Genomic DNA, 22,181 nt, shown 5'->3' on the forward strand with positions numbered 1-22,181 from the left:
CTACCGCTCGCGCAGACCGTCGACGACTACGCCGCGCTTCTTCCCTGGTGCATGCCCGCCGAACTGCGGTAAGTCTATTGCCCTGTTCAACAACTCTGATGGGCGTCGTTAATTGACCGCTTACGCTGTACCAACAGGTCCACCAGCGCACCCACGGGCCATCCGCCGCCCGGTAGTTCTGCGGACAAGGCCGGGTACCCCGTCTGAACTATCCTGCCTCGTCCATGCGCAAGCTGGGACGCCCGCCACAGGGACGGGTGTATCGCTTCGAGAGACGGCGTGTCAGTGGTCATTGCGAAAAATACTGTATGGATGTACAGTATTTTACAGGTGAAGACGTTGAATGTGAACCGTCGTTTCTTGACCTTGGCAGCCAAGCCCCTGGGCCTGCGGCGGGTCGCGGGGCGCAGGGTTTCCCATGGAGGTGCAGCATGAGAGCGGATGATTGGGTCCGGGTGGCCCACCGAGAATCGAGGCTTGTGGATGCGCTGTATAAAGCGCGCAATCTCATTTCGATGCACAACGGCATCACTGTGCGATGCGAGGGCGAGGAATGGGCGCTGGACTTCGGCCAGGAGCTCGAGGCGATTGACGCAGCTTTGAAGACGGCCGGAATTGACGTCGCGCGCTTTCAGCAATAAGTCGATGCTATCTGCAGGGGGAAGTGATGCAAGCCGATGTTTTTTGCGGATACTCGCTTTGGGGACATGCGATAGAAGAGGGGGAAGTTCGTCCCACCTCGCGATACGCTGCGAGCGGCACAATTACGCGCGACAAGAAGTTCGTCGAAGCCTCGGGCGTCATTGGTCTGTTTGACGCCGCGCAGGACGCGGAAGAAGCTGGACTGGCATGGGCGCGCGCCTGGATTGAAAGCCACCGATAGCGACGCGCGATTGAAGGCTGTTCAGCCGACGAGCCGACGATAAGCGCTGAGATGCCGGAAAATTCTGCTCGTCGGCAGCGTCGTCGCGATACGTGCCAAAGGGCTCTGACGTGGTCAAAGATGGTCGAGGATTTGTCGCTACAGTATCTGCCTCGACGCAATCAATTCAAGGCTCCGTGAACGGTTCGCTGATGACCACGTCGTAATGCCACGCGCCCTCGTCGAGTCCAGAAAATCGCATGTCCGTCGTAAAATTGGGCACAAACACCCGAGGGCTGCCTTGGATGCCTACCTTAACGAGATAACCGCCACCAAAGTTTTGGACAATTTCAACGCGCTGAATGAGGTTCGTCAATTCGAATCCACCGTTCACAAGGTCAATCTTCTTTTCCCACTGAATGCTTTGAGTCGCATAGCGCGGCGCCAGTAGTATCCAAGGTGGCCCTCGGCGTGCTTGCCGAGAGTGATAAATCATGTTTGCCTGGAGGTAGAAGAGGAACTGCGGCTCGTCCAGTTCATGTCCGAACGTCGCTGTCATTGCTGACAGTCTCATGCCAATCTGTCGAGGATTGTCGAAGTAGTTGTCTAGCCATGTTTCCATGATGCGTACCTCCGCAATGAGCTTGCGACACCGTTGTTGTCGGTGGCCGGGCCCGTTTGAAATATAGGTGACGCAGCGTGCGAGCGGTAGCACGATGCCTACAGTTCATCGCTTTACCATCACGCTTTTGTTTCGGCCTTGTAGTTCAAACGGGGGGCGTCAACAGCATAATCTGTTGCCGCCAGCTCAGCTTGAATCTGAGAGGCCGTCAGAGCATAAAGCGCTCAGCCTGCACCGCTCCCACGTCGTGCGGGTCTTTGCACGGGCCGCGCCCGTGCGTTGCATGTCAATCGCGCATCTCTATCGGTACAGAGCACTTCAGAAAGGAACGGCAATACCATTGCTCTCAGCTCTGCCGCTGCGATTTCCCTGACGAACGCGATGGAGGCAGAGACTTACAAGGGATACGCGCTCTAGGTACTCAACCCACGAGGGCGGGCTTTTTGCCGCCAGTAAAACTGGTGCTTCGTGCTGGACGACTGGTTGGGGCCAGCGGTGTACTCGAGTTTTTTCACACGGAAGAAGAAGCGATGACGGCCGCCATCTCGTGGGCTCGGGAATGGGTCGACGCCAACACGTGAAAAAAGTTGGGTTTCTGCCGTCAGCTTTGACTGTTCGCAGCGCAAGCCGCGAACTAGGCTTAATGGTCACCTCGATAACTTTCGCGCATAACGGCTGGACCGGTCGTTACTGCAACACGCAGGTTCGACGCCTGATTGTCGACCGTCGAGGGCACCCGAAGGCTACGCGGTCTACAAAGAGTTCGCGCGAATTCCCATACAGGCCACCTGCAGTGCGGTACAACTAGGACTTTGCCGGCCGGCCAGTCTTGACGGTTTCGACGGCCGAAATCGCGGCAACCAGGCGCTTCGTCGGTGCTGAGTCCAGCAAAAGCAGACCCGCGCGAAGAAGCTCACTTTTTTTCACCGAGACGCCCGCGTCGAGGCACTTCTGTTTCAGTGCCGCAATCTTTTCGTAGTCCGACTTCGGCATTGTGAAGCTGTCACGCACCACCTTGTCTTTCTTCGCGCGCTTTGCTTTCACATCCACAGCCCGACTCGGGGCTTCAGCTTCGACGGGTTTCGCACCCTTCTGTTTGGAGGACTTCGCCGAAGCCGGTTTGACACTTGCGGCCGTGGAAGCGTCTTCTTCATTCGCCTGCTTCTCATCGGGCTTCGCTTGGCCGTCGGCATCTTTCGGAACGCGAAGGGCTTTCTTTGCTGGCTTCTTCGTGCTGGGTGCACCCATGACCGTCTCCAGATGGATAAACAATATAAACAGTATATATCGTTTATGGGCGGCCACCAGGCTGCACTTGCGATGTCACCCCGACTTGCCCTCGCGCCCGAGACACACGTCGCGCGGCGTCGCCAGCTTCGCGATACGTGGCAGTCGATAACGGATTCAACCGTCTCGATAGATTTCTTCGATTCATCGCGACTTAGGACGTTGTTGCGGGCAATGTCGGTTAGCTCACTTCCCGTCGCAAAATTGTCGCGTTACGCCATTTAACCTTCCTTGGTCGCCCAGCAATCGGCGGCATCCACGGTGTCGAACACCCAAATGGAGGGAGACATGGAGACAAAATGCATCGCGTTTTCAAACAACGATGTCGTTCTGATAGCCTGGACATTCGCGCACAAACTTGACGACTGCGTGGGCTGCGATGTCCGGCGAATTCCCGCGAACGCTGCAAACGTTGCAAGCACCGAGAGGCAAGGTCAGTCCCTCCCCGCGATGGCTCGATTTGCCGGCGGCACAAACACCGGCAAGAGCGGACAAACCACCGCGGATGCCCCCATCCAAAAACTTTTCTGGAAAGACCTGACGGTAAAGCAGCTAACGTCCCACGGTCCGTACATTTACCAGGTCATCCCGCTCAAGTTTTCGGTCGACAACAGTGGCCAGCGCAGCCTGATTCCCTATCCGAATGTTCGTCCGCTGTACTCGAATCCCGTATCGTTGTCCGCGAACCATGGCCCCGACGGTTCCGAAGCCGACCTGCAGGCCCTTTTCAATAGAGGCATTCTCGCGACTCAGGCGCTGACGCACGAGGTGCCGATTAGCAAGCGCACGGGTGCCCCTGATGCGGGTGTGCTGCTCAAGCAAATCGCCGACCCTAAGAGCCCGCTTCGTCAGTCGTTGGCAAGCGACCTCACAACAGCGCTGCCGGCACTACTTCTCAAAGCCAACAAAGAACACGGCAACTGCTACGCGGCACTCTACGAGTTGAGTGACAATGGTCTTGAGTCGTATCTCGTCGGCAACAAACGGCTCCACCTGATTTTGTCGAACACCTTTGACAGCGCGAGCGGCAACCCGGACAAGGAGAACAAGCCGGCTCGAGACGCTCTGCACCACTCCGGCGTAGACATCCTCGACCGCATGTTGCCCGACGGCAATCACATCGGTCACAACAAGTTCGTGCTGTACCTCGACGCCGAGAACAATCCTGCGGCAGTCCTGACGGGCTCGACCAACTGGACCCCCACTGGTCTTTGCGCACAAACCAACAACAGCCTGATTGTCCACTCGCCCACTGTCGCTCAAGCGTACTCAGACTACTGGGACCGCCTCAAGGCAGACACCGACGCGGCGAATGGCGATGCTCACGCTCTGCAAGGACAGGACTTCCGAACTGCCAATCAAACATCCGTGTCGGTCAAGGTGCCCGGCGCCACCGACGCGAAGGTCTGGTTTTCCCCCAACACACGGCAAAAGAGTAAGCCCAAGACAATCGAGAAGGCGCCTGTTGACATGGAGGACATTGACAACCTCATCGCTGCTGCTCAGCATGCCGTCCTGTTCCTGTGCTTTGACCCGGGCAAGCCGAGCATTGTCGATGCGGCGGCCATGGCACTGTCCACGGCACAGAAGGGCAATCGGAGTCTGTTCATTCGTGGAGCGCTAACGAATGCCGAACGGGCTGGGAATTTCGTTATCGACCTTCACGACAACGGGCAGAAGCCTGACGACCCGGCGCAGGTTATTCCGGCGTCTGGCGTTGACGACACCTTCGGCATGTGGGAGAAGGAGTTGCTCAGCGCCGGGCATGCCGTCATCCACGATAAAATTGTCGTGATTGACCCGTTCGACCCGGAAAACTGCACGGTGATTGTCGGCAGCCATAACCTTGGCTACAAGGCGTCGTTCACCAACGATGAGAACCTCCTCATCATCAGGGGCAACATGAGTCTTGCGCAGGCGTACACGGTCCATGTCCTTGACGTGTACGACCACTATCGCTGGCGTTACCTGCTGTCTCAGTATGGAACAAAGGACAGCTGGCAGGGGCTTGACCCGACCGACAAATGGCAGGACAAGTATTTTCCGACTGCCAGCGGGAAGCAGCCTGATGCCGAACTGATGTTTTGGCTTTCGGCAGCGAGCGGCGCTCGATAGTGCGGGGGAGAGCATCCGGCCAAAATGGGCCATGGAGAACTTACAAATAACCTGCCGGGTTTGCTTTGAATGGAATATTTATTCTCGTCGGACTGCATGATTCATGTCGCGGCAAATCATGACGAGGTATGCACTCAGCACGGTTCTCTTTGCGCCCGCCAGGTATCGGATTGAGCCCGCGACTGCGGGCTTTAATCTTCAGGTGTTGCTGCGGTCCTTTCTGTGTTTTCGGCACAGGTCTGTCAACAGCCATCGCGCGACGACTTCGGGGCGGTCCTTTCCAAGCGATGCGAACTTTATGTCGCCATCGAAATAAACAATCACGGTTCCGGACATCACTCGATACGTCCCTTGATGGCGATGACCATCGAGGTCAACGCTCACGGGATGGGTTGCCTCGTACTCTGCTGCAAACACGTTTGTCACCTCGCTCGGATAGGGGCTTGACGATAGCCGAGACACTCGTGACGGTCAAATCCCACGCGTGCGGACCTAACCTAGGTTGATATTGCATGCGGGGCCCGCTATCAGCGTCAGCTTGTCGCGCGAGCTTGAGATTCGTCGCGCCATCGGATAATTTGGAATTGAGTAGCGGCCCGGCCAGGAGCCGCGCTAACTCTGAAAGGCGATTGCAATGGACATGCGAGCAGACTGGGTTCAGCATCGACGAGCGTACATCATGTCCCGCATGCAGCGAGCAATGTGCAGGCTCGGTCAAGCGAATGACCAGCAAGAGCGGGTCGCAGCGAGTCGCTGGGTGATTGCATGGAGCGGCGCACTTGGCGAACTGCGATTCGGAGCGGTTGGCCGCGGCGCGCAGCCGCAACCCTCGGCCGCGTCTCGTCGACATGCTTAAGCTTTCTCGCCGCTAGCGGCTCACTCGGCGATGAGTCGCAGCTGAAGTCGAAGCACCGCAAACCAGAAGGATTGCGGGGCCCACTTCGTCCACAGAGAGCTATCTAGCACTCGTGGCCGAGAGATGGCTACGAACTCGGGCTTCGCTCGTGGCGGCCCGAATGCCGCACAGCGACACGCGCGAGGGAAGACGGCCGAGGTCACCGAGGTCACCAACCCCAGCACGTCAGCCAGGTTTGCCTAATTCTTCCTGTACGTGCGCGTCATCACGGCCTCATGTTGCGACGCACAAAACTTGCTGCCATGAATGCGTCCCGCCTTTTCCTGCGAGCGCCCCCTATGACGCACGACGCCGAACTTGCAATAATGTTAATGAACCGCTGGCAGTCATCGGAAGAAAATCCCGACGCGACGGCTTTGCCGCTACAGGTACTTCGGGAGGGAGGACTGAGCCCTACGATTACTCGAGCCGAATGGAAAGAATGCGCAGATGAAGGCGCAGGAGGTGTTGAAATCGAGTGTCTCTCGTTCAACGACGGTTCGCGAGCGTTACGCTTTGTACGCTCAGGGCCGACGATGAGCCTGACTTTGTGGGCGGCGGTCTCGCCCTTTATCTGAGCCACAGATGCTTTCACTCATCTTTGCAAAGCCATGACAACGAACACCTTCTCTTTCACGGCGCCGACATTTTCGCGGGTCGACGGGGTTCTTTTCTCTGCGTACCGGGTAGGAGACGGTTATTGGTCGTTTGCCCTCTCATATGAAGCTGCTTGCGAGAAACTGGGAGCCCGTACGCAGGAGCGCGAACAGGTGCTGTTGGCATTTGCGTTGAACCGACACAAAATCATGAAGGCGGTTGCGGCGAAGGCATTGGCGGGCGTTAGCGCACGGGTTGTGCTTGAAGCGGCCGACTTCGACTGAATCCAGGAATCCAAGGATGCCGTGAGTTGACTTCCAACGACTCCGGGTTATCCGCGCTACAGTTGCTCGGAACGCTCCTTGCTCGACCTGGCTTCTATCGACACGGGGTGAGCCGCCATGCGAAACGACGAACGGCAGGAAAGTGGAAACCCTAGGGAAGCCACAGCAGAAAACGAATTTGGCACCTATGCTGAACCGCTCATCCATGAAGCGATTTCAGAGGCCTCCACGCTTGACACCAACAAAGATGCGGAGGTGCTGCACAAGTTGCGGGTAGCGTTGCGGAGGTTGCGCACGCTGCTGTGGGCATATCGACCGCTTTTGAACGAAGACTTCGATAACCAACAGCGAGCAGTCTATAAATTTCTGGCGAACGCGGCGGGTGACACCCGTAATTGGGACATTCTCATCGACTTGTTGGACGAGCTGAAACAACCTCAGCTCGCACGGGCGCTTCGCCCAAACAGGGAAAAAGCCTCAGAAACGAGCAGAACAACGCTGTCGCATGCTCACGTAAAGCAAGTTCTCCAGGACGCATTGAGAGAGGCGAACCGGGAACTTGGTACGGCGGGAACCCGCACCTCCATGCATAAGTTTGCTTGGAAACGGGTTGCGGCAGCGGAAAAGCAGTTGAATAAGCGAATGAAACACGCTGCTGCGTCGCCCCGTTCAGATTATGCGGCGTTTCATGAAGTGCGCAAAGCAGGGAAGAAGGTTCGCTATTTACTCGAATTCTTCGAGCCGCTTCTCACCAAAAAGGAACGCAAAGGCGTCAAAAAACTGAAAATACTGCAGAAGCGACTTGGCGCGTTAAACGACGTTGTAGCGAGCCGCCAACTTTTGCAGAACGATGCGGCGCCGACGCCTGACCAGACGGCCATGGCACACGCACTGCGAGTGCTTAAGAAAGAACAGAAGCGGCGGGCCAAAGCCGCGGCGAAATTACTGTGAGCGGATGCCCGGACAATTCGAGGGGCGCGACTTTGGCTTGGTAGAAGGTGCGCGCACAATTCGACTGTTAATGCTGCCTCCAACTCGGTTGTCGCACACATCGCTCGGCTAGAGCCCCATTTTCGTCAAGCACCTGCGCGACATAGGGCTTGTCGTGACCGTCGAGGATGGATGCCCACCCGTTCGCGAGGCCTTCGTCGAGGGTCTCAAACACGTCAATGTTCACCCCGTTGGGACCGATGGTCGACATGACCGTATAAGTCACGTCGGTGGCATGGTCAATGAGCCTTGTGTCCTTGCTCACAACTTCAATTCTGAATCGTTTTGTCATGGTCGCGATTACCCCTGTTGTAGATGAAACCTGGCAATTTCGTCGCTTCCGGCCGCTGGGAACAAGCGAACGCTTCAGCAAGCATGAGAGCGAAACCGTCGATGGTGTACTTACGTAGGGCGACGTGCTGTCTGAAAAAATCCGCCCAGGCGAACTTCGCATTAAACTCGCCCGGATTCTCGAAAACGCCTGCCGTTCGTACAAAGGCAGCCAGACTCTGATATACGTCGTCCGGTAACTCACCTATGGTTTTTGGAAGCTCGGATAAGGGAATCCGATGACCATGCTCGTTGAACGTGTGAAAGCGCCCTCGTTCTGACATTGTGCGCAGGAAATCCTCGTCAGCTAGTCCGCTGAGGTCTTCGACGACATCGATGGGCGCTTCAGGAAGGCCCATATCGAACCATGCGCGAGCCCAATGATGATGGTCAATTACGTGGAAATAGTCCGATGGACCATGCACCACTTTTACTGCTTCGTCTCGCAGAAACACGCGCTTTTCTTCGGTGCCTAGCGCCCTGAAACTTTCGGACTTCGCCAGTACCTGAACGTAGCCGACTGCTCCTTGTGTCGGCCGCACGGTTTCCCAACGCGCCCAGCTTGGCGGATTGTCGTCATCCCGCGGAATTTCTCGTGCTGCTTCTGTAACCCGGTGCATGCTTGCCTCTGCAAACTGGGTGCGACGAACCAGGGCAGGACTCGCCCACCGGTATCAGGCGCAAGCGGCGCGCCACGAGGCGCGACCTTATCAATTCGTCAGCGAGGCCGGTTGGACCTTGCCGACGGGCCAAGCGGGCCGTCTTCCAGACGGGAGTATCTACGGGAGGCGAGCCGGATGACTTCCCGCCTAGTCGGCCGGCAATCACAACGGCGCGTCGGTTCATATCGCGCAGCGCGCTAGCCGGAGAGGGCCGACGGCGTTGGCCTGAAAACGAGCAAGCGGCGGCCGGCGGTGCTAGGGCATATAAGTCTTGCAAACCCTTTGCTAGGGTTTATACTGAGGCGGTCTACTTCATGTCTCGACCGATATGGATTTAGCCCGCCAAATTTGGCGGGCTTTTCTTTTTGTCGGACACATTCATCGAGCAGGACGCTTCAGCAGCGCCTGACAGCGTCGGTGGTCATGAAAGCCTAGATTTGGGAAGAGGAGTACAGCTAACACTCTTGTCGGCGCCTCTCTTCAGCGGTACTGAGCCGCTGAACACTCGCGCTGAACCATCGACAGGATTGTTACTCAGGTCGGTCCCGTGTCTGCGTTCTGCTTTACCGTCGGGTTGTCCGCGACGAGCTGCTGCCGCGCCTTCTCCCAGTATTCTTCAGAACGCCCGTCAGGACATCCGTCCTTCTCCCAAAGAAAGAATGCGAGCGTACGAATCTGCTCTTCGGTAACTGGCACATCCATCTCAATCCCCAGCAAAAAATGAAGTAGTCAGAACGCTGCGGCCAAGAGCCAACAGGTGCCAGCGTTAGAGTGAACGCGCGCGACCGCGGCTGAGCAGGCGCAGGACAGCGAGCAGGATGATGGCGCCGACAAGGGCCGTTATCAGCGAACCAACGATTCCGCTACCCATGTGCAAGCCGAGAACGCCGCCAAGCCAGCCGCCGAGAAACGCGCCGACAATCCCCACGATGATGTCGACAAGGATGCCGAAGCCGCCGCCGTCGACAATACGACCGGCCAAAGCGCCAGCAATGCCGCCAATAATTAGCCAGAAAATGATTCCATGCGAGACAGGGTCCATGTTTGTTCTCCTTCAGCTAAATCCGTTTTAGCGGCGAGCGAGCATTCCGATGATAAGTCCGCCGATGAGTGCCATCGCGACCGCTTTCCACGGCGCCTCATGGACGTAATCGTCGGTCGATTCCGAGATGACACGGTATTTCGTCTTGACTACCTCCTGTGCACCGGCAATCGTGTCCTTAAGGTCGGACAGAACCTGGGCACCGTTTGCTCGGTCCTGTCTGTTGCCGTCCGACTTCGCTGTCGAGCTATTGCCCGGTTGAGATAGACCGGCGGAGCCCGGGTTGGTGAGTTGATGAGAATCGTCCATCTGAACCTCCATTGTGTTGGCTAGGCGGCTTAAGGCTTCGCAAGCGATGTGCCTTCCCAAAAAACAGCGCGGCGAAGCATCGTAATGGGCTGCGGTCAAGTCGACCTACAGTGTTGCGACACACTGGCGGACCGGTAACGACGCGCCTGTGCTCCAGTCGCACGCGTCGTGAAAGCTGGGTCTCGGCTATCGCTCCGCGAGGCACGCGGCCGTCGGCAGAAGGCATCCATGTCACCTCGAGCAACCCGGTCTCCGACGTGCAGGGCCAGCGGCGCCCGCGCCGCTGGCAAACGTCGGAGGCCTACTTCCCAAGAGCTTCTGCCGCCACCTTCTCTTCAGCAAGCAGAGAGAGTTTGTCGTCCGTTGCCTTTTCTTCCTTCAACGTTTCGCCAAGAAGTTCGACAGCAGCAGTTTCACCAAGCTGCTTGGCCAGCGCTATCAGCGAGCCGTACGCTGCGATTTCGTAGTGCTCCACCTTCTGAGCTGCGGCGATAAGTGCGGTGTCCAGGACGGGTCCCTTTTCAATTTCGTCGATTTGCTCCTGACCTTCCTCGACGAGCCCCTCCATCGCAACGCACTTGACCCGCTTGAGCCTGATTCCGGTGGCCTCGACGACCTGGTCAATTCGTTCAATCTGGCCTTGTGTTTCTCCCAGGTGCGTCTCGAAGGCTGACTTAAGGCCTGGATTGGTCGCGGCCCGCGCCATTTTGGGAAGTGATTTCGTCATCTGCTTTTCGGCACTGTAAATGTCGGATAACGAATGAATGAACAAATCCTTCAGCGTCTTCGTAGTCATAGCTACTCCATCGGTTGATTTTCGTACCGACACTGTCGGCGAGTGCGGTGCAATGGGGTGCTCCGCAACCACCATGCCTGTGCCGACCCACGAAATTCCCGTTCGTCTATCAGAAGGCTCGCGCTCGGAGTTTTGGCGCCTAGGACACCGGGGCACCTATGGCAACGGAGGCAAACCTCATGGACTAGCGGCGCAACAGTCGCGGCGCGGGGCGCAGTACAGCTCGCTTCCGGGAAGGGAGATAGCGATGCTTGTTCCCTGAGACGAGAGCGGCGAAATCGCATCATGTGCGAACGCTACCGGGATGCAGGTCAAAGACCGGAGGCCGATGGAGCCATCCACAAGCTCAGGAATGCTCCATGCGCAGCCGCAACCGTAGTGCCTTTCCCGACGTGCAGCGCGAGGTTGCACATCCGCCAGAGCACCCCTCGCTCTGAGACCCGGGCGCCCTGAAGGGTGCGGCATGGACGAATGCAACGTGCCGCTGTCCGGACTACCGAAACAGCTCGAGTACGGCTTCCATTTGTGACGGTTCGACCCGCCACTGGGAGTCCGCCGTGCCGGGATTTCTATGGAGAAGTGACATGTTCGTTCACAATAAACGGCTTCAGTACACAGTCCGCGTTGCAGCGCCAAATCCGGGCCTCGCCAATCTGTTACTGGAACAGTTTGGTGGCTCCCAGGGAGAACTTGCTGCTGCCTGCAGATATTTCACGCAGGCAGTCGGCGAAGACGACCCTGGGCGCAAGGATTTGCTGTTTGACATCGCTACGGAAGAATTAAGTCATCTGGAAATCATCGGCTCCATCGTCGCGATGCTGAACAAAGGGGCGAAGGGGCAACTGGCCGAAGCTGTTGAGGCTGAGGCGGAGCTCTATCGTTCACTCACCGGTGGCGGAAACGACTCTCACACGACTGCGCTCCTCTATGGGGGCGGCCCCGCTCTCACCAATTCTGCCGGTGTGCCCTGGAGCGCGGCGTATATCGACACCATCGGCGAGCCAACGGCTGACTTGCGCTCCAACATCGCTGCGGAAGCCCGCGCAAAGATTGTCTATGAACGCCTGATGAACGTGACGGACGACCCCGGTATCTCTGAAGCGCTCGGATTCCTGATGACGCGCGAGATTGCTCACCAGAAGTCCTTCGAGAAAGCGCTGCACTCGATTCAGCCTAACTTCCCGCAAGGCAAGCTGCCTGGAAGGCCGGAATATACGAATGTCTACTACAACATGTCGCAAGGCGATGATTCGCCAAGGGGCCCCTGGAACAAAGGCCCGGGTTGGGAATACGTGGACGCTCCCGAGCCTGCGGTCGACGGCGGGGATGGGCTCGCTACGGTGAACATCTCGGGCGCTGAAATCAAGGTGCTGACCGCGATGGCTCGACGGACGGCTTCGGACACAAAGTCCGACCCGACGACGGGGGCGGACCTCGGGGCCGGACAGGAACTTGCAGCCCCTAAAGAATAGCGTGACTGCGGCGGCGGCTTGGTAGGCATAGGAACGCGCGACAAAATCTCGGCATTCGGGTGCACTGTCGAGTCCGCCGGCAAGTCGGCAACGGGTCGCAAGACCTGGGAAGTTAAAGCTCAATGATACTTGCGTCCGTGGCTTGCGCTACAGACGAAAACGGGTTGCCAGGAGCTTGTTGGCTTGGTAATAAGGCAGCCGTGAAAATCAATGGAAGAAGGCCGCAGCGATAGGCTGAAAACTGGGAGCTAACATGAAGACGGTGAAAATCTACCAACTGCGCCCGACGCAAATGACGCATGGCATGCGTGAAGTCCGAAGCAAAGCGGAGCAGTACGCGTCGCTCGCGCGCCATGAACTGGAAATGGCCATCGCAGAAAAACCGATTCCCGTCGTGCTCGGGCCCGGAGGCGCCGCGTTTGCGATTGACCACCATCACGTGGCGACAGCCCTACGGCGGATTGATATTGCGTCGGTTCCTGTTGTTCTGGTTAAGGACTTATCCTCGCTTTCGCAACCAGATTTCTGGCTAACCATGGAAAACAACCGCTGGACCTATCCGTATGACCCACAGGGCCAACGAATGGCATTTGCCGAAATGCCACAGCACGTATGGGAACTCGCAGATGATGAGTTTCGAAGCCTGGCGGCCTCGGTCCGTGACGCGAAAGGCTATCGGAAAACGGATGTTCCCCTGGAAGAATTCAGATGGGCCGATTTCTTTCGCTCCAATTTTCCCCGCCCAGATAGCGACGAGGAATTTGCCGCCCTGGTGAAGAAGGCTATCAAACTGGCCCGGAGCGAAAAGGCCGCGGGCCTCCCCGGCTATCTGGGGCCATCAAACTGACAGCGTTAAGGGTTCGGCTGTGTGCCGAGCCGAGCGCATCCGCCAAGTCAGCGGCTCAAGGCTTCGCAGGGAACTGCGCGTTCCTCTGGGGGTGCGTCAATGCCCTGCCCGTATTTACTTGCGGGCAGGGCTGCTTCATTGGCTAAATGTCCGACTGCCTCGGCTCGTCGATGTCGCGCGACGCAGACCAATAGGGGTCGCGGTTGTAGTATTGGTGGACCGTTGTGCCCCACGCGGCGTCGGCCATGGACGGCCAGTGGTCCTTGTCAAAGCCAGGGTCGTCCTTGATTCGCTGTGCGGGGATGCTGACACGGAAACATTCCTCACTGGTATCGAGTGTCAATGCATTCCACGGAAGCGCATGCAGGTTCGAGCCCATTCCAAGAAATCCTCCCACTGAGAGCACGGCATACGCAATCCGCCCGCTCCGTACATCGAGCATGACGTGCGAAATCTTTCCGATGTCTTCATTGTCGGACGACACCACTCTTGTACCCTCGAGTGTGGACGCCGCCATGACTTCAGGGCCGGGCCCGTCGCCTGTCCCTCCGCCTACAATTTTCGCGCCGCTGCCGGGGTTCGTACCTTGGGGGTCTAGTGTGCTCATGATGTTCTCCTGAGTCGCCGATGGAGACCGTCATGCCGCAACGAGTATGCCCGGCAAGGGCGCCGTGGACTCGGAGAGGGCTCTCGTATGAGGAAATTTCGCCCACGCCTCACGCGGTGGCTTCTTCGCGGCGGCCCTCCGGGTTACCCTCAGGTACTCCCCCCGCACAGCCGTGCATATTCCCTCCTACGGCGCAGGACCTTCCACATTGAACCGGAAACCGCTTAGGTCTGCGGCTCGCCGCGCCTCTTGGGGTAGACGTGATAGAACAGGCGGCAGGAACGTTTACGATTGTCGCGCCGTGCGCGATGTCCACGCGAAGGTCGGCCACGATTGCTTAGGAAAACGAATTGCGAACAGGCATAATCGTTGCGGAAGGCCGGTGGCACTGAAAGCACCGCCTGACCATGTCCACCATACTATTAGTCGACGACGACCCCGAGGCCCGATGGGCCCTTCAGCTAGCTTTGGAGGCCGACGGTCATCACGTCGTCCTTGCGGTCAATGGTCAGGACGCGTTGCAAAAAGCCGCACTGCAGCACCCTCAGCTCGTTATCACAGACTGGAATATGGTCGAAATGGACGGCATTGAATTGTGCTGCCGTCTGAGGTGTCGACCGGCACTTTCCGATATTCCTATCATCCTTCTGTCAGCGATGGAGGAGCCGGAAATGGCGCCGCGTCATTGGTCTGCATTCTTGCGCAAACCCGTGTCTCTTGAAGCGCTGCTGTCGGCGGTCAACCTTTTCATCGCCCGCCGGCTGTCGGTTCGGCATCTCCCGCGCAGCGGTGAGCAAGCCCTACCGTTTCGGTGGCGTGCCGTTGACTCGCGCTGCTGGCCATGAAGGCCACGGTCCGAAGCGGGAACTGCACAGATAGGCGTTCACAACACCATCACAACAGGATTTCGCGCACCTCGGCTCGCGGATTAACCCTTGCTCGTATCAAAACATCCCACTCCACCGGAGACTCAGATGGCTACCAATACGAAGCAGCGGAACCCCGCAAGTGATAAGTCCGTCGAGGATGTCGACAAGGCGGTTGAAGACACATTCCCGGCGAGCGACCCGCCCGCGACAGGAAGAACCACGCGGATTGAGTCGGAGGACGGCGACGAAGTCGACGAGTACCGGAGCTAATCCGAAGTAGCCACCTACAGGTGAATGGCTCGGTGCCGAACCATCGTTGAAGAGGCAATGACTCACTCGCCATGCCAAAGCCGACTCGGAGAATCGGTATTGAAATCTCGACGTTCAGCTGAACGGGCGCAAAACCAAGTCTCATCAGGCGCGGTCTGTCGCGCCTGATGCCCCCGACCTGCGGGTGGCCGCGACTCAATTCCTATCGCTCAGCTTCCACCGGAGGCAGGGTTGGTCGCGGACGACGGCGCGGCTGTTGCCGCCTTCTTGTGCATCTTTTTGTGAGAACTCGTTTTTGCAGGTGCCATGGTGTTTGCCCCCGACGCGCCTGAGACCGTATCGGTCGCCCCTCCAGCATTTGGCTTGCTCATTCCTGTGCCTCCTTGTCCTCCAGCGGCACCGCCGCCCGCACCTTGGGCGAAAACGCTACCCGATAGCCCAACCAAAATCGCCGAAATCAGAATCCCTTTCGTCTTACCTCGCATGGCAGTCTCCCCAAATGCGAACCGGTCAACACCGCGCGGCGTTAATCCGCACGTCTGTTATCGCAATTCGCATACCGGGGCGGGAGAAAGTAGCGAAAAGTGATGGGAGGGTGGCACATAGGTTCCGAGCTGATAGCAATAACGGGAGGCGATGATGACGCGAGTCCCCGTAGTCGAGGCGATACAAATTTGCTCGGCGCGTCTGAGATGCTGGTCAGTGATGCGGCTAATCTCTGTGGTCCGCCCCGGCCTGGAAGACATTACGCAGACCGTCACGGTACAGCTCGACTGAGGGAGCGGTAATGTACGCTGCGTAGACCGGCTCATCGACCGCGCTCAAGTGTCTTCGTCCGCAAACCTTGGGAGGCGCGGTGACGTCTAAAGCCAATTACCTAGAGGTTTTAAAAAAGTCTGTCATCAAGAGAGGAGACTTTGTTTAGAATCAAGAAGAAAGAGTCTGTTTACTGTAGAAGCGGCTTTTCCTAAACTGGAATCGCTCCCTGAATTATCGGACGCAGATACCGACTTGCAATATGGTAGGCGGAGTTCCAACCGACACGCATCAACGTGACTAATGTGCGGCCCGTGAGTCTATCTCGGTGTCGTGCCGAAGTGGCCACGCCAAATCAGCGCTGCGCTAATTTTGGAGCACAACTGTGGATAAAAATCTCACTTCCTTGTCGGCAACAATACCTTTCGTTGCATCTTCATAGATGGCTCGATACGGCTTCTTAGGCTGTTCGACGAGCCATTGGTCTAAGGAGCCGTTCCATACCTCGAACAAGACCAGTTCGTCCGCGGCATCTGCGTCTTCGCTGAGCACAGCGCTAACGAATGTTGGCTCGTTGGCCATCGTCTTCATCAGTTCCGCGAGATGTGGCACAAAAAGCGCTTTGGTCGAGGGAACCAGTTTGAAACGGAGGTAGAGAGATAGCATTTTGCGTGTCTTTTACTGTTTGCGACGCAAGCATGTCAGACGAGCGCTTGTCTCCGTTGAAGGACATCGCGTCGAGAAGGCGATGTGTCGTACTCACGAAGGGGAACGGCCGCAAGTATGTTGTCGCAGCCGTTTTATCACTCATTTTTGGTTATCGCCGCTCAGTTCTCGAAATGTCGAATCGTCGCGTTATACGCACGTGCTGCCATCTCGTCCAACGGCAGTTTGCGCTCGACTTCAGACAGAATTTCGACGCCCCAAGGACCATTGAAGCCCGTAGCCTGGACGGCCTTGATGAAGCCTTTAACGTCAAGAACACCTTCGCCCGGCAGGCGTCGTTTGTGACAGGTGTCCATCCATAGCGGCTCGATTGCATAGCGGTCCGCGTCGTCGAGCTCGATTCCCTTGATGAATTCGGGCTTAATCGTCGCGATTTCCTTGAAGTCGATGTTGCCCCGACTCAGGTGCCAGATGTCGAGCAGGAGACCCGCATTAGCCTTGTTCGCACCTTCGACGATAGCCTTGCCGGTTTCAATCGTCCGGACGTTGCTGAACGGCATGATTTCCAGCATGACTTGCGTGCCGCGCTTTGCCGCGTCTTCGGCAAGCTTGGCAAACTCGTCGACCATAAGCGGGACGTTTGCGGTCTCGTCGCCAATGCCCGGGCCGACCTTCACAATCCGTGCGCGAAGCTCTTCGGCAGCCTTGAGGTAGTGGTACCGCATGCTGTCGGACGTCCGGCGGCGCTCGCCGGTCTGATACCAGTCGACCAGAAACTCGAACTCGACATACTTGATGTCGTTAGCTTCGAGGATTCTTCGCATCTCCGGAAAGCCAATCTTGTCAGCAGTCGCGTAGATATCTGAGTGAATCAGACCGATGCCGTCCCAGCCTGCTTTGGCCGCAGCTTCAACGCGGTCTTTGAAGCTGAAGGGACTGATTTCTGTGGGACCGAACGGATAGACGTCGCCGGACAGTGTGAAGTAGGCAGCAACAAGTTCGACCTTGGACTTAGACATTTGAACCCTCGTGAAAAACGCGACGACAAACCCAACGCGGCAGTCGCCAGGAGATGATGTCAATCACTATTGCGTAGGAGCACCGGGAGATAAACAGCCCTGAAATCGCCTGTCCGTAGAGTGAAAGTCGACAATCCGGCGACGTACGTCAACCCCCGTTGCTGCCTCGATTGTTGAGGCTTCTCGAGCCTACAGTGTCGACGGTGATGTTTGCCGCGCTCATTCATCTCGGACTCAGCGCGACTCTACTGCTTGTAGTGGTGAGTGGCCTGCTGATGGGGGCTGTTCAAGGCGGAATCATCGCCTGGGGTAAAGCTAACCCCATCATCACCACGATTGCCACGTCATCAATCATCATCGGTGCTGGCGTCATCTACACCGGCGGACTGACCGTCATCGGCAATGGTGACGCTACCTGGCTCGGGCAGGGCAAGCTATTTGGTTGGCTGCCGAATCAGATTCTGGTGCTAGCCATCTTCGGGACAATCGCGAGCTTCATCCTGCAGAAGTCGAGAATCGGTCGGGAGATTCGTCTGATTGGGATGCGAGCCGAAGTTGCGCGCATTGCTGGTCTCAGATTGATGGCTGCCACGCTGGTTTGTTACGGATTCGCCGGCGCTGCAGCTGCACTCGCTGGCTCGCTGATTGCCTCGTCATCGGCGCAAGGCAACCTGACCTACGGCGTTGACCTGGACTTCAATGCAATCGCCGCCGTGCTGGTCGGTGGAATTTCGATTCGAGGCGGGCGGGGACAAATCTCGGACGCGGTCACTGGCGCTATCTTTCTTGGCGTCATCAGCAACATCCTCCTGGTCAGCGGAGTGAGTTACGAGTATCAACTGGTGGCCAAGGGCATCGTGGTCCTGGCGGCGGTCGTGTTCGGTGCATTGCTCGCCCGACTCGGTCCTGGACGGAAATGACAGGAGAATTGAAATGGAACAGTCTCAGCGGCTTCTCAATTTGGCCATCCGCCTCGTACTGCTCGTGGGGATGCCTGTAATTTTCGGCCTCAGTGTCAACCACTACTTTTCGCAAGCGAACCTTTACGCAATATTCCAGGCGTTTGCCTTCCTCGGCATCGTCGCCCTCGGTCTCTCAGTGACGATGGTTGCAGGCGAGTTCGACCTCAGCGTTGCCGCTATCTCGACGGTCGCGGGCCTCATTACCGTGAAATTTGGTGGCGATAATGCCTTGCTCGGCGTGCTGTATGCGGTCAAACACACGAAATAGAGCACCCTTGCTGAGAAAGCCACGAGCACAAACGAATGTGATTCTGCCGTCTTGTGCGACCTGGAGGTGACGGGTGGACAGATATCTACGCAATCGTTTGCGGTCGTCGCGTATGGGCAAGAGTCGCAAACGTTAGCCAGTTAGCTAGCATTTCACGAGTTTGCTCATCTGACGGACCGGCGCCTCGCGGAAGCGGCGGTAGGCCGCCTTTTCTTCGTGCCTCTCATGTACCATCTGACGCATAGCGAACAGAAGATGGCCAAACGAGGGGTAAAACAATAATGGGCTGGAGCTTCAGAAAGAGCATCAAGGTTGCGCCGGGGATTCGCATCAACCTCAGTAAGAGCGGCGTGAGCACGTCTATTGGTGGCAGGGGGCTCACCTACAACACTCGGGGCCGCGTGACCGCCAGCATTCCAGGCACGGGAATCCGCTTCACGCACAATTTGAGAGGTGCGCGGACGTCACGCCCGGTCAGTTCCGTCGTGTCAGGGAGCAGCAGCCTCGATGCCGACGTCACGGAACGCCTTTCAAAACGAGAGCGGGCAACGCAGGACTTCGTGCAGAAGGTCCGCTCACGTACGTCGACGGCACTCGTCGATTACTTCTTCTCTCACGGCGTCTACGTGCACGGGGACGACCTGAGCGAAGCGGTGACCCTCGAGGAGCACCAGGGATTCCTGGAATCGCTAGCCCCGGAATTCGACGCCACGACCAACGCAGTCCGCCTCGCCGCCGATATCGGCTCGATATCGCTTGCCGAAAAGGAAAAGGCAATGCGTGCGGTCTATGAAATCGAAAAACAGTGTGCTGACCACCATGGTGAACGCGCAGAGTTGAACGAAGCAGCCTCCGCTTTGCTGAGCGCAGTGCGAAGCTGGCCATCGACGCCTGGCCTCGCCAGTCCGTTCGTCGTCGCTTTGCTCGGCTCGTTCATCGCTTACGCAGCCAATCTCTGGGCAGGTCTGGGGCTGACCGCGTTCGCTCTCCTCTATGGCGCGTCGAACGTCTCCAGATACAAGCGGAAGCGGACTGCAGCGCTCGCCGTAATTGACGCAACGACCCAGCGATTCAACTCGTTGCTGACAGCAGAAATCACGCCCCGCCCAACGCTTCTGACGGGTAAGGACTCCCTCATTCCAAAAGCCGTTGGAGTCGGAGGCGTCGTCCTTGTCGCAACGCTTTTCGCGGTCGTCATGCACTTCACGCATCCGACAGGCCTTGGTGCCAACACCACCGACGGTGACGCGCCCGAAACTTCTGTCAGCGCGAGTCCGTCGACGGAGATGCAAGGGTCCCAGCCAAGACAGGCGGAAAGCGAATTTTCGTGGCTTGCAGGCAAATCGCCATCAGACGTTGTCAACGACAGCCGCTTCAAGGCTGCATTTCGGAACGTGTCGCGCGTGGAATGGAAGAAAATCAGCGAGCGACTGGCTGTCTCTCACGTAGTCATTGTCCAATCGAAAGATGGCTTCCTGGTTGGCGAGGGCTGCATGGCGCAGGGGTGCGACTCGGACAAGGCGGCTTTTGCCATCAACGAAAGCACCGGCAAGGGTGACCTTATCGTCATGGAGACACCATCATCGAGCAATAGCCCCACTTTCAGGACGTACCAGTGGCGGAACATGCCCGTCGCCCAGACGCCGCTCGCGGACTGGAAGCAGCAGCATCAGGCCGCTTCGGAGGCCGCGGCGCAGCCTTCGCAAGCAAACGTGCCTTCGCTCGCAACAAGCTTCGACTGCTCAAAGGCCCATTCCGATGCGGAGCACTTGATTTGCGGCGATGCGGAACTGGCTGCCGACGACGTGGAATTGGCGGCCCTATATGCGAAGGCGAAAGCAGCAGCTACCGACGAAGCGGCGTTCCGGGAGCGCACTCGCGCCCAATGGAATTACCGTGAGCAGACATGCCACGAGCGGGAGTGTCTCGTGCGTTGGTACGCGGACCAGAAGGTCGCGCTGTCAGAGATTGCAAACACGGGTTCCTCTGGCCAGTGAGCGAATTCCGCGTCTGGCGCGCTCAGACGTCCGCGCCATCCAGTGTGTCCTCGGGGTCAGTCGTCCTATTGGACGGGGCGACCGGCGAGGGGGCGAACGAAAGCCGTTTGGACACACATGACTGGCTTCGGAGCGCTGTCGGGGAAAACCAACGAAAGGCGGCATCAAAATGGTGACGCGACAGTCAGTTGCTTTCAGTTCTGCGAAAATCTCGTCCCATCCAACAAGAGAAAGAGACCGCGTCCCGGATGGCTGGTAAGCGCTGGCCGCTTGTGGGACGAGTCTCAACCGAGGATATATGCGAAACGCATATATCCCAAACCACTGTGAGACCAATCAAACAATGAAGTTGAGAGTTTCGTTTTGCCTGGGCCTTCTGCTGGCCCCGTACGTCTACGCCGCTGAAACGACCACGTCAATTTTGACTGATGGCCCGACGTTGTTCTTCATCGCGGTGAACATCGTCTTGACCTGGTATTTCGGTTTCCACAAGTTTAATCGTTTCTCCGTTTCTCACGGTCCGGAAGTTTTGACGACAGTCGGCATCCTCGGATGTTTCTTCAGTATCGCATTGGCGTTGCTGCATTTTGACGCGACCAACGTCTCGGACAGCGTGCCGCATCTTCTGGAGGGGGTCAAGACGGCGTTTTGGGCGTCGGTCAGCGGCGTGGCTGGCTCGCTTATCCTTCGGTATCGGCACTACACTCACAAGGACCCGATTCCCCAAACTGACGGCGTGCCGAAGTCGGCCACACTCGATGATGTCGTCGCCGCGACGCAAGCTCTCCAGCGCAGCTTGTCTGGCACGGAGGAAGGGAGCCTGCTCACCCAGCTGAAGCTGATGCGCCAGGAGCAAGGTGACGAACTGCGCTCGCTCCGTTCGTCTTTCGACACCTTTGCTCAGCGGATGTCCGAAGACGGCTCGAAAGCACTCATCGAGGCGTTGAAAGAGGTCATCCGTGACTTCAATACCAAGATTAGCGAGCAGTTCGGCGAGAACTTCCGCCACCTCAACGCTGCGGTCGAGAAGCTGGTGGTCTGGCAGCAGCAGTACAAGGATGAGCTCGACAAACTTCAAACGCTCCAAAAGGCGTCGGCTGAGGACTTGCGGAACGCGTCGGCAGGCCTGGGGGTCTTCATTGAAAGAGCCGGCGGGTTCGCCGCCACTGCGGCTGCTCTCGAAACCACGCTTCGCGGCCTTGCACAGCAACATCAGCAGATTGACCAGTCGCAACGGTCGATGGCTGAGGTGCTGCTACAGATGAAGGACGTCACGCCCCAGTTTTCGCGCAAGGTTGACGAGATGACAGAGGCGATGAAGCAAGGCGTCGCTAAGGTGCAGTCCGATGTGTCGGACGTTGTGAAGAACCTGGGCACCCAAATGCAGGCCTCGTCGTCGGAAATGAAGCAGCTTCTCACCGATACGCTGCGCAAATCACAGACGGAAGTAAACGACAGTCTGACGCGTTCCATGGAGGCCGTGCGTCAGAGCGTCGTCGCACTCGACAAGGGCTTGCAGGAGGAGCTCAATAAGAGCCTCGAGTCCCTTGGGCGCCAACTGGCATCGCTTTCCGAAAAGTTCGTGGCGGACTATACGCCGCTTACGGACCGGCTGCGCGAGGTTATTCGTATTGCTGGCGCCGCGTGAGGTGAAGGG

The 22,181-nt window shown here is 57.6% G+C and carries 24 protein-coding genes and 1 pseudogene; 13 read left to right on the top strand and 12 right to left on the bottom strand.

What is annotated here, in order from left to right; genetic code table 11:
• Nucleotides 1-122: 122 nt before the first annotated feature.
• Nucleotides 123-293, bottom strand: a pseudogene (locus AB3X95_RS32160) (recombinase RecA); the annotation flags it as partial.
• 138 nt (nt 294-431) lie between these two features.
• Between AB3X95_RS32160 and AB3X95_RS32165 the strand changes: the two are divergent.
• Entirely contained in the window at nt 432-641 is a 210-nt protein-coding gene (locus AB3X95_RS32165; protein ID WP_368623398.1) for a hypothetical protein, read from the top strand.
• Nucleotides 642-667: 26 nt separating this feature from the next.
• Complete coding sequence (locus AB3X95_RS32170; protein WP_368623399.1) at nt 668-883, top strand: hypothetical protein; 216 nt, start codon at nt 668-670, stop codon at nt 881-883.
• A gap of 166 nt (nt 884-1,049) precedes the next feature.
• On the opposite strand, the gene AB3X95_RS32175 is transcribed toward AB3X95_RS32170, so the two are convergent.
• Nucleotides 1,050-1,484 carry a hypothetical protein gene (locus AB3X95_RS32175; RefSeq protein ID WP_368623400.1) on the bottom strand — a complete coding sequence of 145 codons (435 nt, stop codon included), beginning with the start codon at nt 1,482-1,484 and terminating at the stop codon, nt 1,050-1,052.
• An 804-nt stretch (nt 1,485-2,288) separates the two neighbouring features.
• Entirely contained in the window at nt 2,289-2,732 is a 444-nt protein-coding gene (locus AB3X95_RS32180; RefSeq protein ID WP_368623401.1) for a hypothetical protein, read from the bottom strand.
• A 327-nt stretch (nt 2,733-3,059) separates the two neighbouring features.
• Here AB3X95_RS32180 and AB3X95_RS32185 point away from each other — a divergent pair, with 327 nt between their 5' ends.
• Complete coding sequence (locus tag AB3X95_RS32185; protein ID WP_368623402.1) at nt 3,060-4,886, top strand: phospholipase D-like domain-containing protein; 1,827 nt, start codon at nt 3,060-3,062, stop codon at nt 4,884-4,886.
• A gap of 198 nt (nt 4,887-5,084) precedes the next feature.
• Here AB3X95_RS32185 and AB3X95_RS32190 read toward each other — a convergent pair whose 3' ends face one another.
• The gene (locus AB3X95_RS32190) at nt 5,085-5,303 is read right to left on the bottom strand and encodes a hypothetical protein (RefSeq protein WP_368623403.1); all 219 of its coding nucleotides are present in this window, start codon (nt 5,301-5,303) and stop codon (nt 5,085-5,087) included.
• Nucleotides 5,304-6,392: 1,089 nt separating this feature from the next.
• Here AB3X95_RS32190 and AB3X95_RS32195 point away from each other — a divergent pair.
• Both AB3X95_RS32195 and AB3X95_RS32200 read left to right on the top strand, forming a co-directional pair.
• Nucleotides 6,393-6,662 carry a hypothetical protein gene (locus AB3X95_RS32195; protein WP_368623404.1) on the top strand — a complete coding sequence of 90 codons (270 nt, stop codon included), beginning with the start codon at nt 6,393-6,395 and terminating at the stop codon, nt 6,660-6,662.
• Between the two features lie 117 nt (nt 6,663-6,779).
• Entirely contained in the window at nt 6,780-7,613 is an 834-nt protein-coding gene (locus AB3X95_RS32200; RefSeq protein ID WP_368623405.1) for a CHAD domain-containing protein, read from the top strand.
• Nucleotides 7,614-7,921: 308 nt separating this feature from the next.
• On the opposite strand, the gene AB3X95_RS32205 is transcribed toward AB3X95_RS32200, so the two are convergent.
• The 5 genes from AB3X95_RS32205 to AB3X95_RS32225 all read right to left on the bottom strand — a co-directional run bounded on the left by AB3X95_RS32205 (nt 7,922) and on the right by AB3X95_RS32225 (nt 10,791).
• On the bottom strand, nt 7,922-8,602 hold the full coding sequence (locus AB3X95_RS32205) for a ParB-like protein (protein WP_368623406.1): 681 nt from the start codon (nt 8,600-8,602) through the stop codon (nt 7,922-7,924).
• Between the two features lie 576 nt (nt 8,603-9,178).
• On the bottom strand, nt 9,179-9,346 hold the full coding sequence (locus tag AB3X95_RS32210; RefSeq protein ID WP_368623407.1) for a DUF2934 domain-containing protein: 168 nt from the start codon (nt 9,344-9,346) through the stop codon (nt 9,179-9,181).
• 64 nt (nt 9,347-9,410) lie between these two features.
• Nucleotides 9,411-9,686, bottom strand: a complete 276-nt coding sequence (locus AB3X95_RS32215) for a GlsB/YeaQ/YmgE family stress response membrane protein (protein WP_368623408.1) — start codon at nt 9,684-9,686, stop codon at nt 9,411-9,413.
• A 27-nt stretch (nt 9,687-9,713) separates the two neighbouring features.
• Nucleotides 9,714-9,995 carry a YqjD family protein gene (locus AB3X95_RS32220; protein WP_368623409.1) on the bottom strand — a complete coding sequence of 94 codons (282 nt, stop codon included), beginning with the start codon at nt 9,993-9,995 and terminating at the stop codon, nt 9,714-9,716.
• Between the two features lie 301 nt (nt 9,996-10,296).
• Entirely contained in the window at nt 10,297-10,791 is a 495-nt protein-coding gene (locus AB3X95_RS32225; RefSeq protein ID WP_368623410.1) for a ferritin-like domain-containing protein, read from the bottom strand.
• 584 nt (nt 10,792-11,375) lie between these two features.
• Here AB3X95_RS32225 and AB3X95_RS32230 point away from each other — a divergent pair.
• Complete coding sequence (locus tag AB3X95_RS32230) at nt 11,376-12,263, top strand: manganese catalase family protein (protein WP_368623411.1); 888 nt, start codon at nt 11,376-11,378, stop codon at nt 12,261-12,263.
• A 253-nt stretch (nt 12,264-12,516) separates the two neighbouring features.
• On the top strand, nt 12,517-13,110 hold the full coding sequence (locus AB3X95_RS32235; protein ID WP_368623412.1) for a ParB-like protein: 594 nt from the start codon (nt 12,517-12,519) through the stop codon (nt 13,108-13,110).
• A 142-nt stretch (nt 13,111-13,252) separates the two neighbouring features.
• On the opposite strand, the gene AB3X95_RS32240 is transcribed toward AB3X95_RS32235, so the two are convergent.
• Nucleotides 13,253-13,717, bottom strand: coding sequence for a PRC-barrel domain-containing protein (locus tag AB3X95_RS32240; protein ID WP_368623413.1), 465 nt, complete (start codon nt 13,715-13,717; stop codon nt 13,253-13,255).
• 407 nt (nt 13,718-14,124) lie between these two features.
• Here AB3X95_RS32240 and AB3X95_RS32245 point away from each other — a divergent pair, with 407 nt between their 5' ends.
• Nucleotides 14,125-14,562, top strand: coding sequence for a PleD family two-component system response regulator (locus AB3X95_RS32245; RefSeq protein ID WP_368623414.1), 438 nt, complete (start codon nt 14,125-14,127; stop codon nt 14,560-14,562).
• A 129-nt stretch (nt 14,563-14,691) separates the two neighbouring features.
• Nucleotides 14,692-14,856, top strand: a complete 165-nt coding sequence (locus AB3X95_RS32250; protein ID WP_368623415.1) for a hypothetical protein — start codon at nt 14,692-14,694, stop codon at nt 14,854-14,856.
• Nucleotides 14,857-15,978: 1,122 nt separating this feature from the next.
• On the opposite strand, the gene AB3X95_RS32255 is transcribed toward AB3X95_RS32250, so the two are convergent.
• Together AB3X95_RS32255 and AB3X95_RS32260 are read right to left on the bottom strand one after the other, a co-directional pair.
• The gene (locus tag AB3X95_RS32255; protein WP_368623416.1) at nt 15,979-16,278 is read right to left on the bottom strand and encodes an antibiotic biosynthesis monooxygenase; all 300 of its coding nucleotides are present in this window, start codon (nt 16,276-16,278) and stop codon (nt 15,979-15,981) included.
• 161 nt (nt 16,279-16,439) lie between these two features.
• The gene (locus AB3X95_RS32260; protein ID WP_368623417.1) at nt 16,440-17,297 is read right to left on the bottom strand and encodes a sugar phosphate isomerase/epimerase family protein; all 858 of its coding nucleotides are present in this window, start codon (nt 17,295-17,297) and stop codon (nt 16,440-16,442) included.
• 194 nt (nt 17,298-17,491) lie between these two features.
• Between AB3X95_RS32260 and AB3X95_RS32265 the strand changes: the two genes are divergently transcribed.
• The 4 genes from AB3X95_RS32265 (at nt 17,492) to AB3X95_RS32280 (ending at nt 22,172) form a co-directional block, all read left to right on the top strand.
• Nucleotides 17,492-18,217: an ABC transporter permease gene (locus tag AB3X95_RS32265; RefSeq protein WP_368623418.1), complete on the top strand. Its 726-nt coding sequence runs from the start codon at nt 17,492-17,494 to the stop codon at nt 18,215-18,217.
• 13 nt (nt 18,218-18,230) lie between these two features.
• Nucleotides 18,231-18,527 carry a hypothetical protein gene (locus tag AB3X95_RS32270; RefSeq protein ID WP_368623419.1) on the top strand — a complete coding sequence of 99 codons (297 nt, stop codon included), beginning with the start codon at nt 18,231-18,233 and terminating at the stop codon, nt 18,525-18,527.
• Between the two features lie 281 nt (nt 18,528-18,808).
• A complete protein-coding gene (locus AB3X95_RS32275; RefSeq protein WP_368623420.1) occupies nt 18,809-20,524 on the top strand; it encodes a DUF4236 domain-containing protein in 1,716 nt (571 codons plus the stop codon).
• Between the two features lie 343 nt (nt 20,525-20,867).
• Nucleotides 20,868-22,172 (top strand): hypothetical protein, encoded by a 1,305-nt coding sequence (locus tag AB3X95_RS32280; RefSeq protein ID WP_368623421.1) that lies wholly within the window; start codon nt 20,868-20,870, stop codon nt 22,170-22,172.
• The last annotated feature ends 9 nt before the right edge of the window (nt 22,173-22,181 follow it).

The organism is Paraburkholderia sp. BR13444, assembly GCF_040948755.1.
GTDB lineage: Bacteria > Pseudomonadota > Gammaproteobacteria > Burkholderiales > Burkholderiaceae > Paraburkholderia > Paraburkholderia youngii.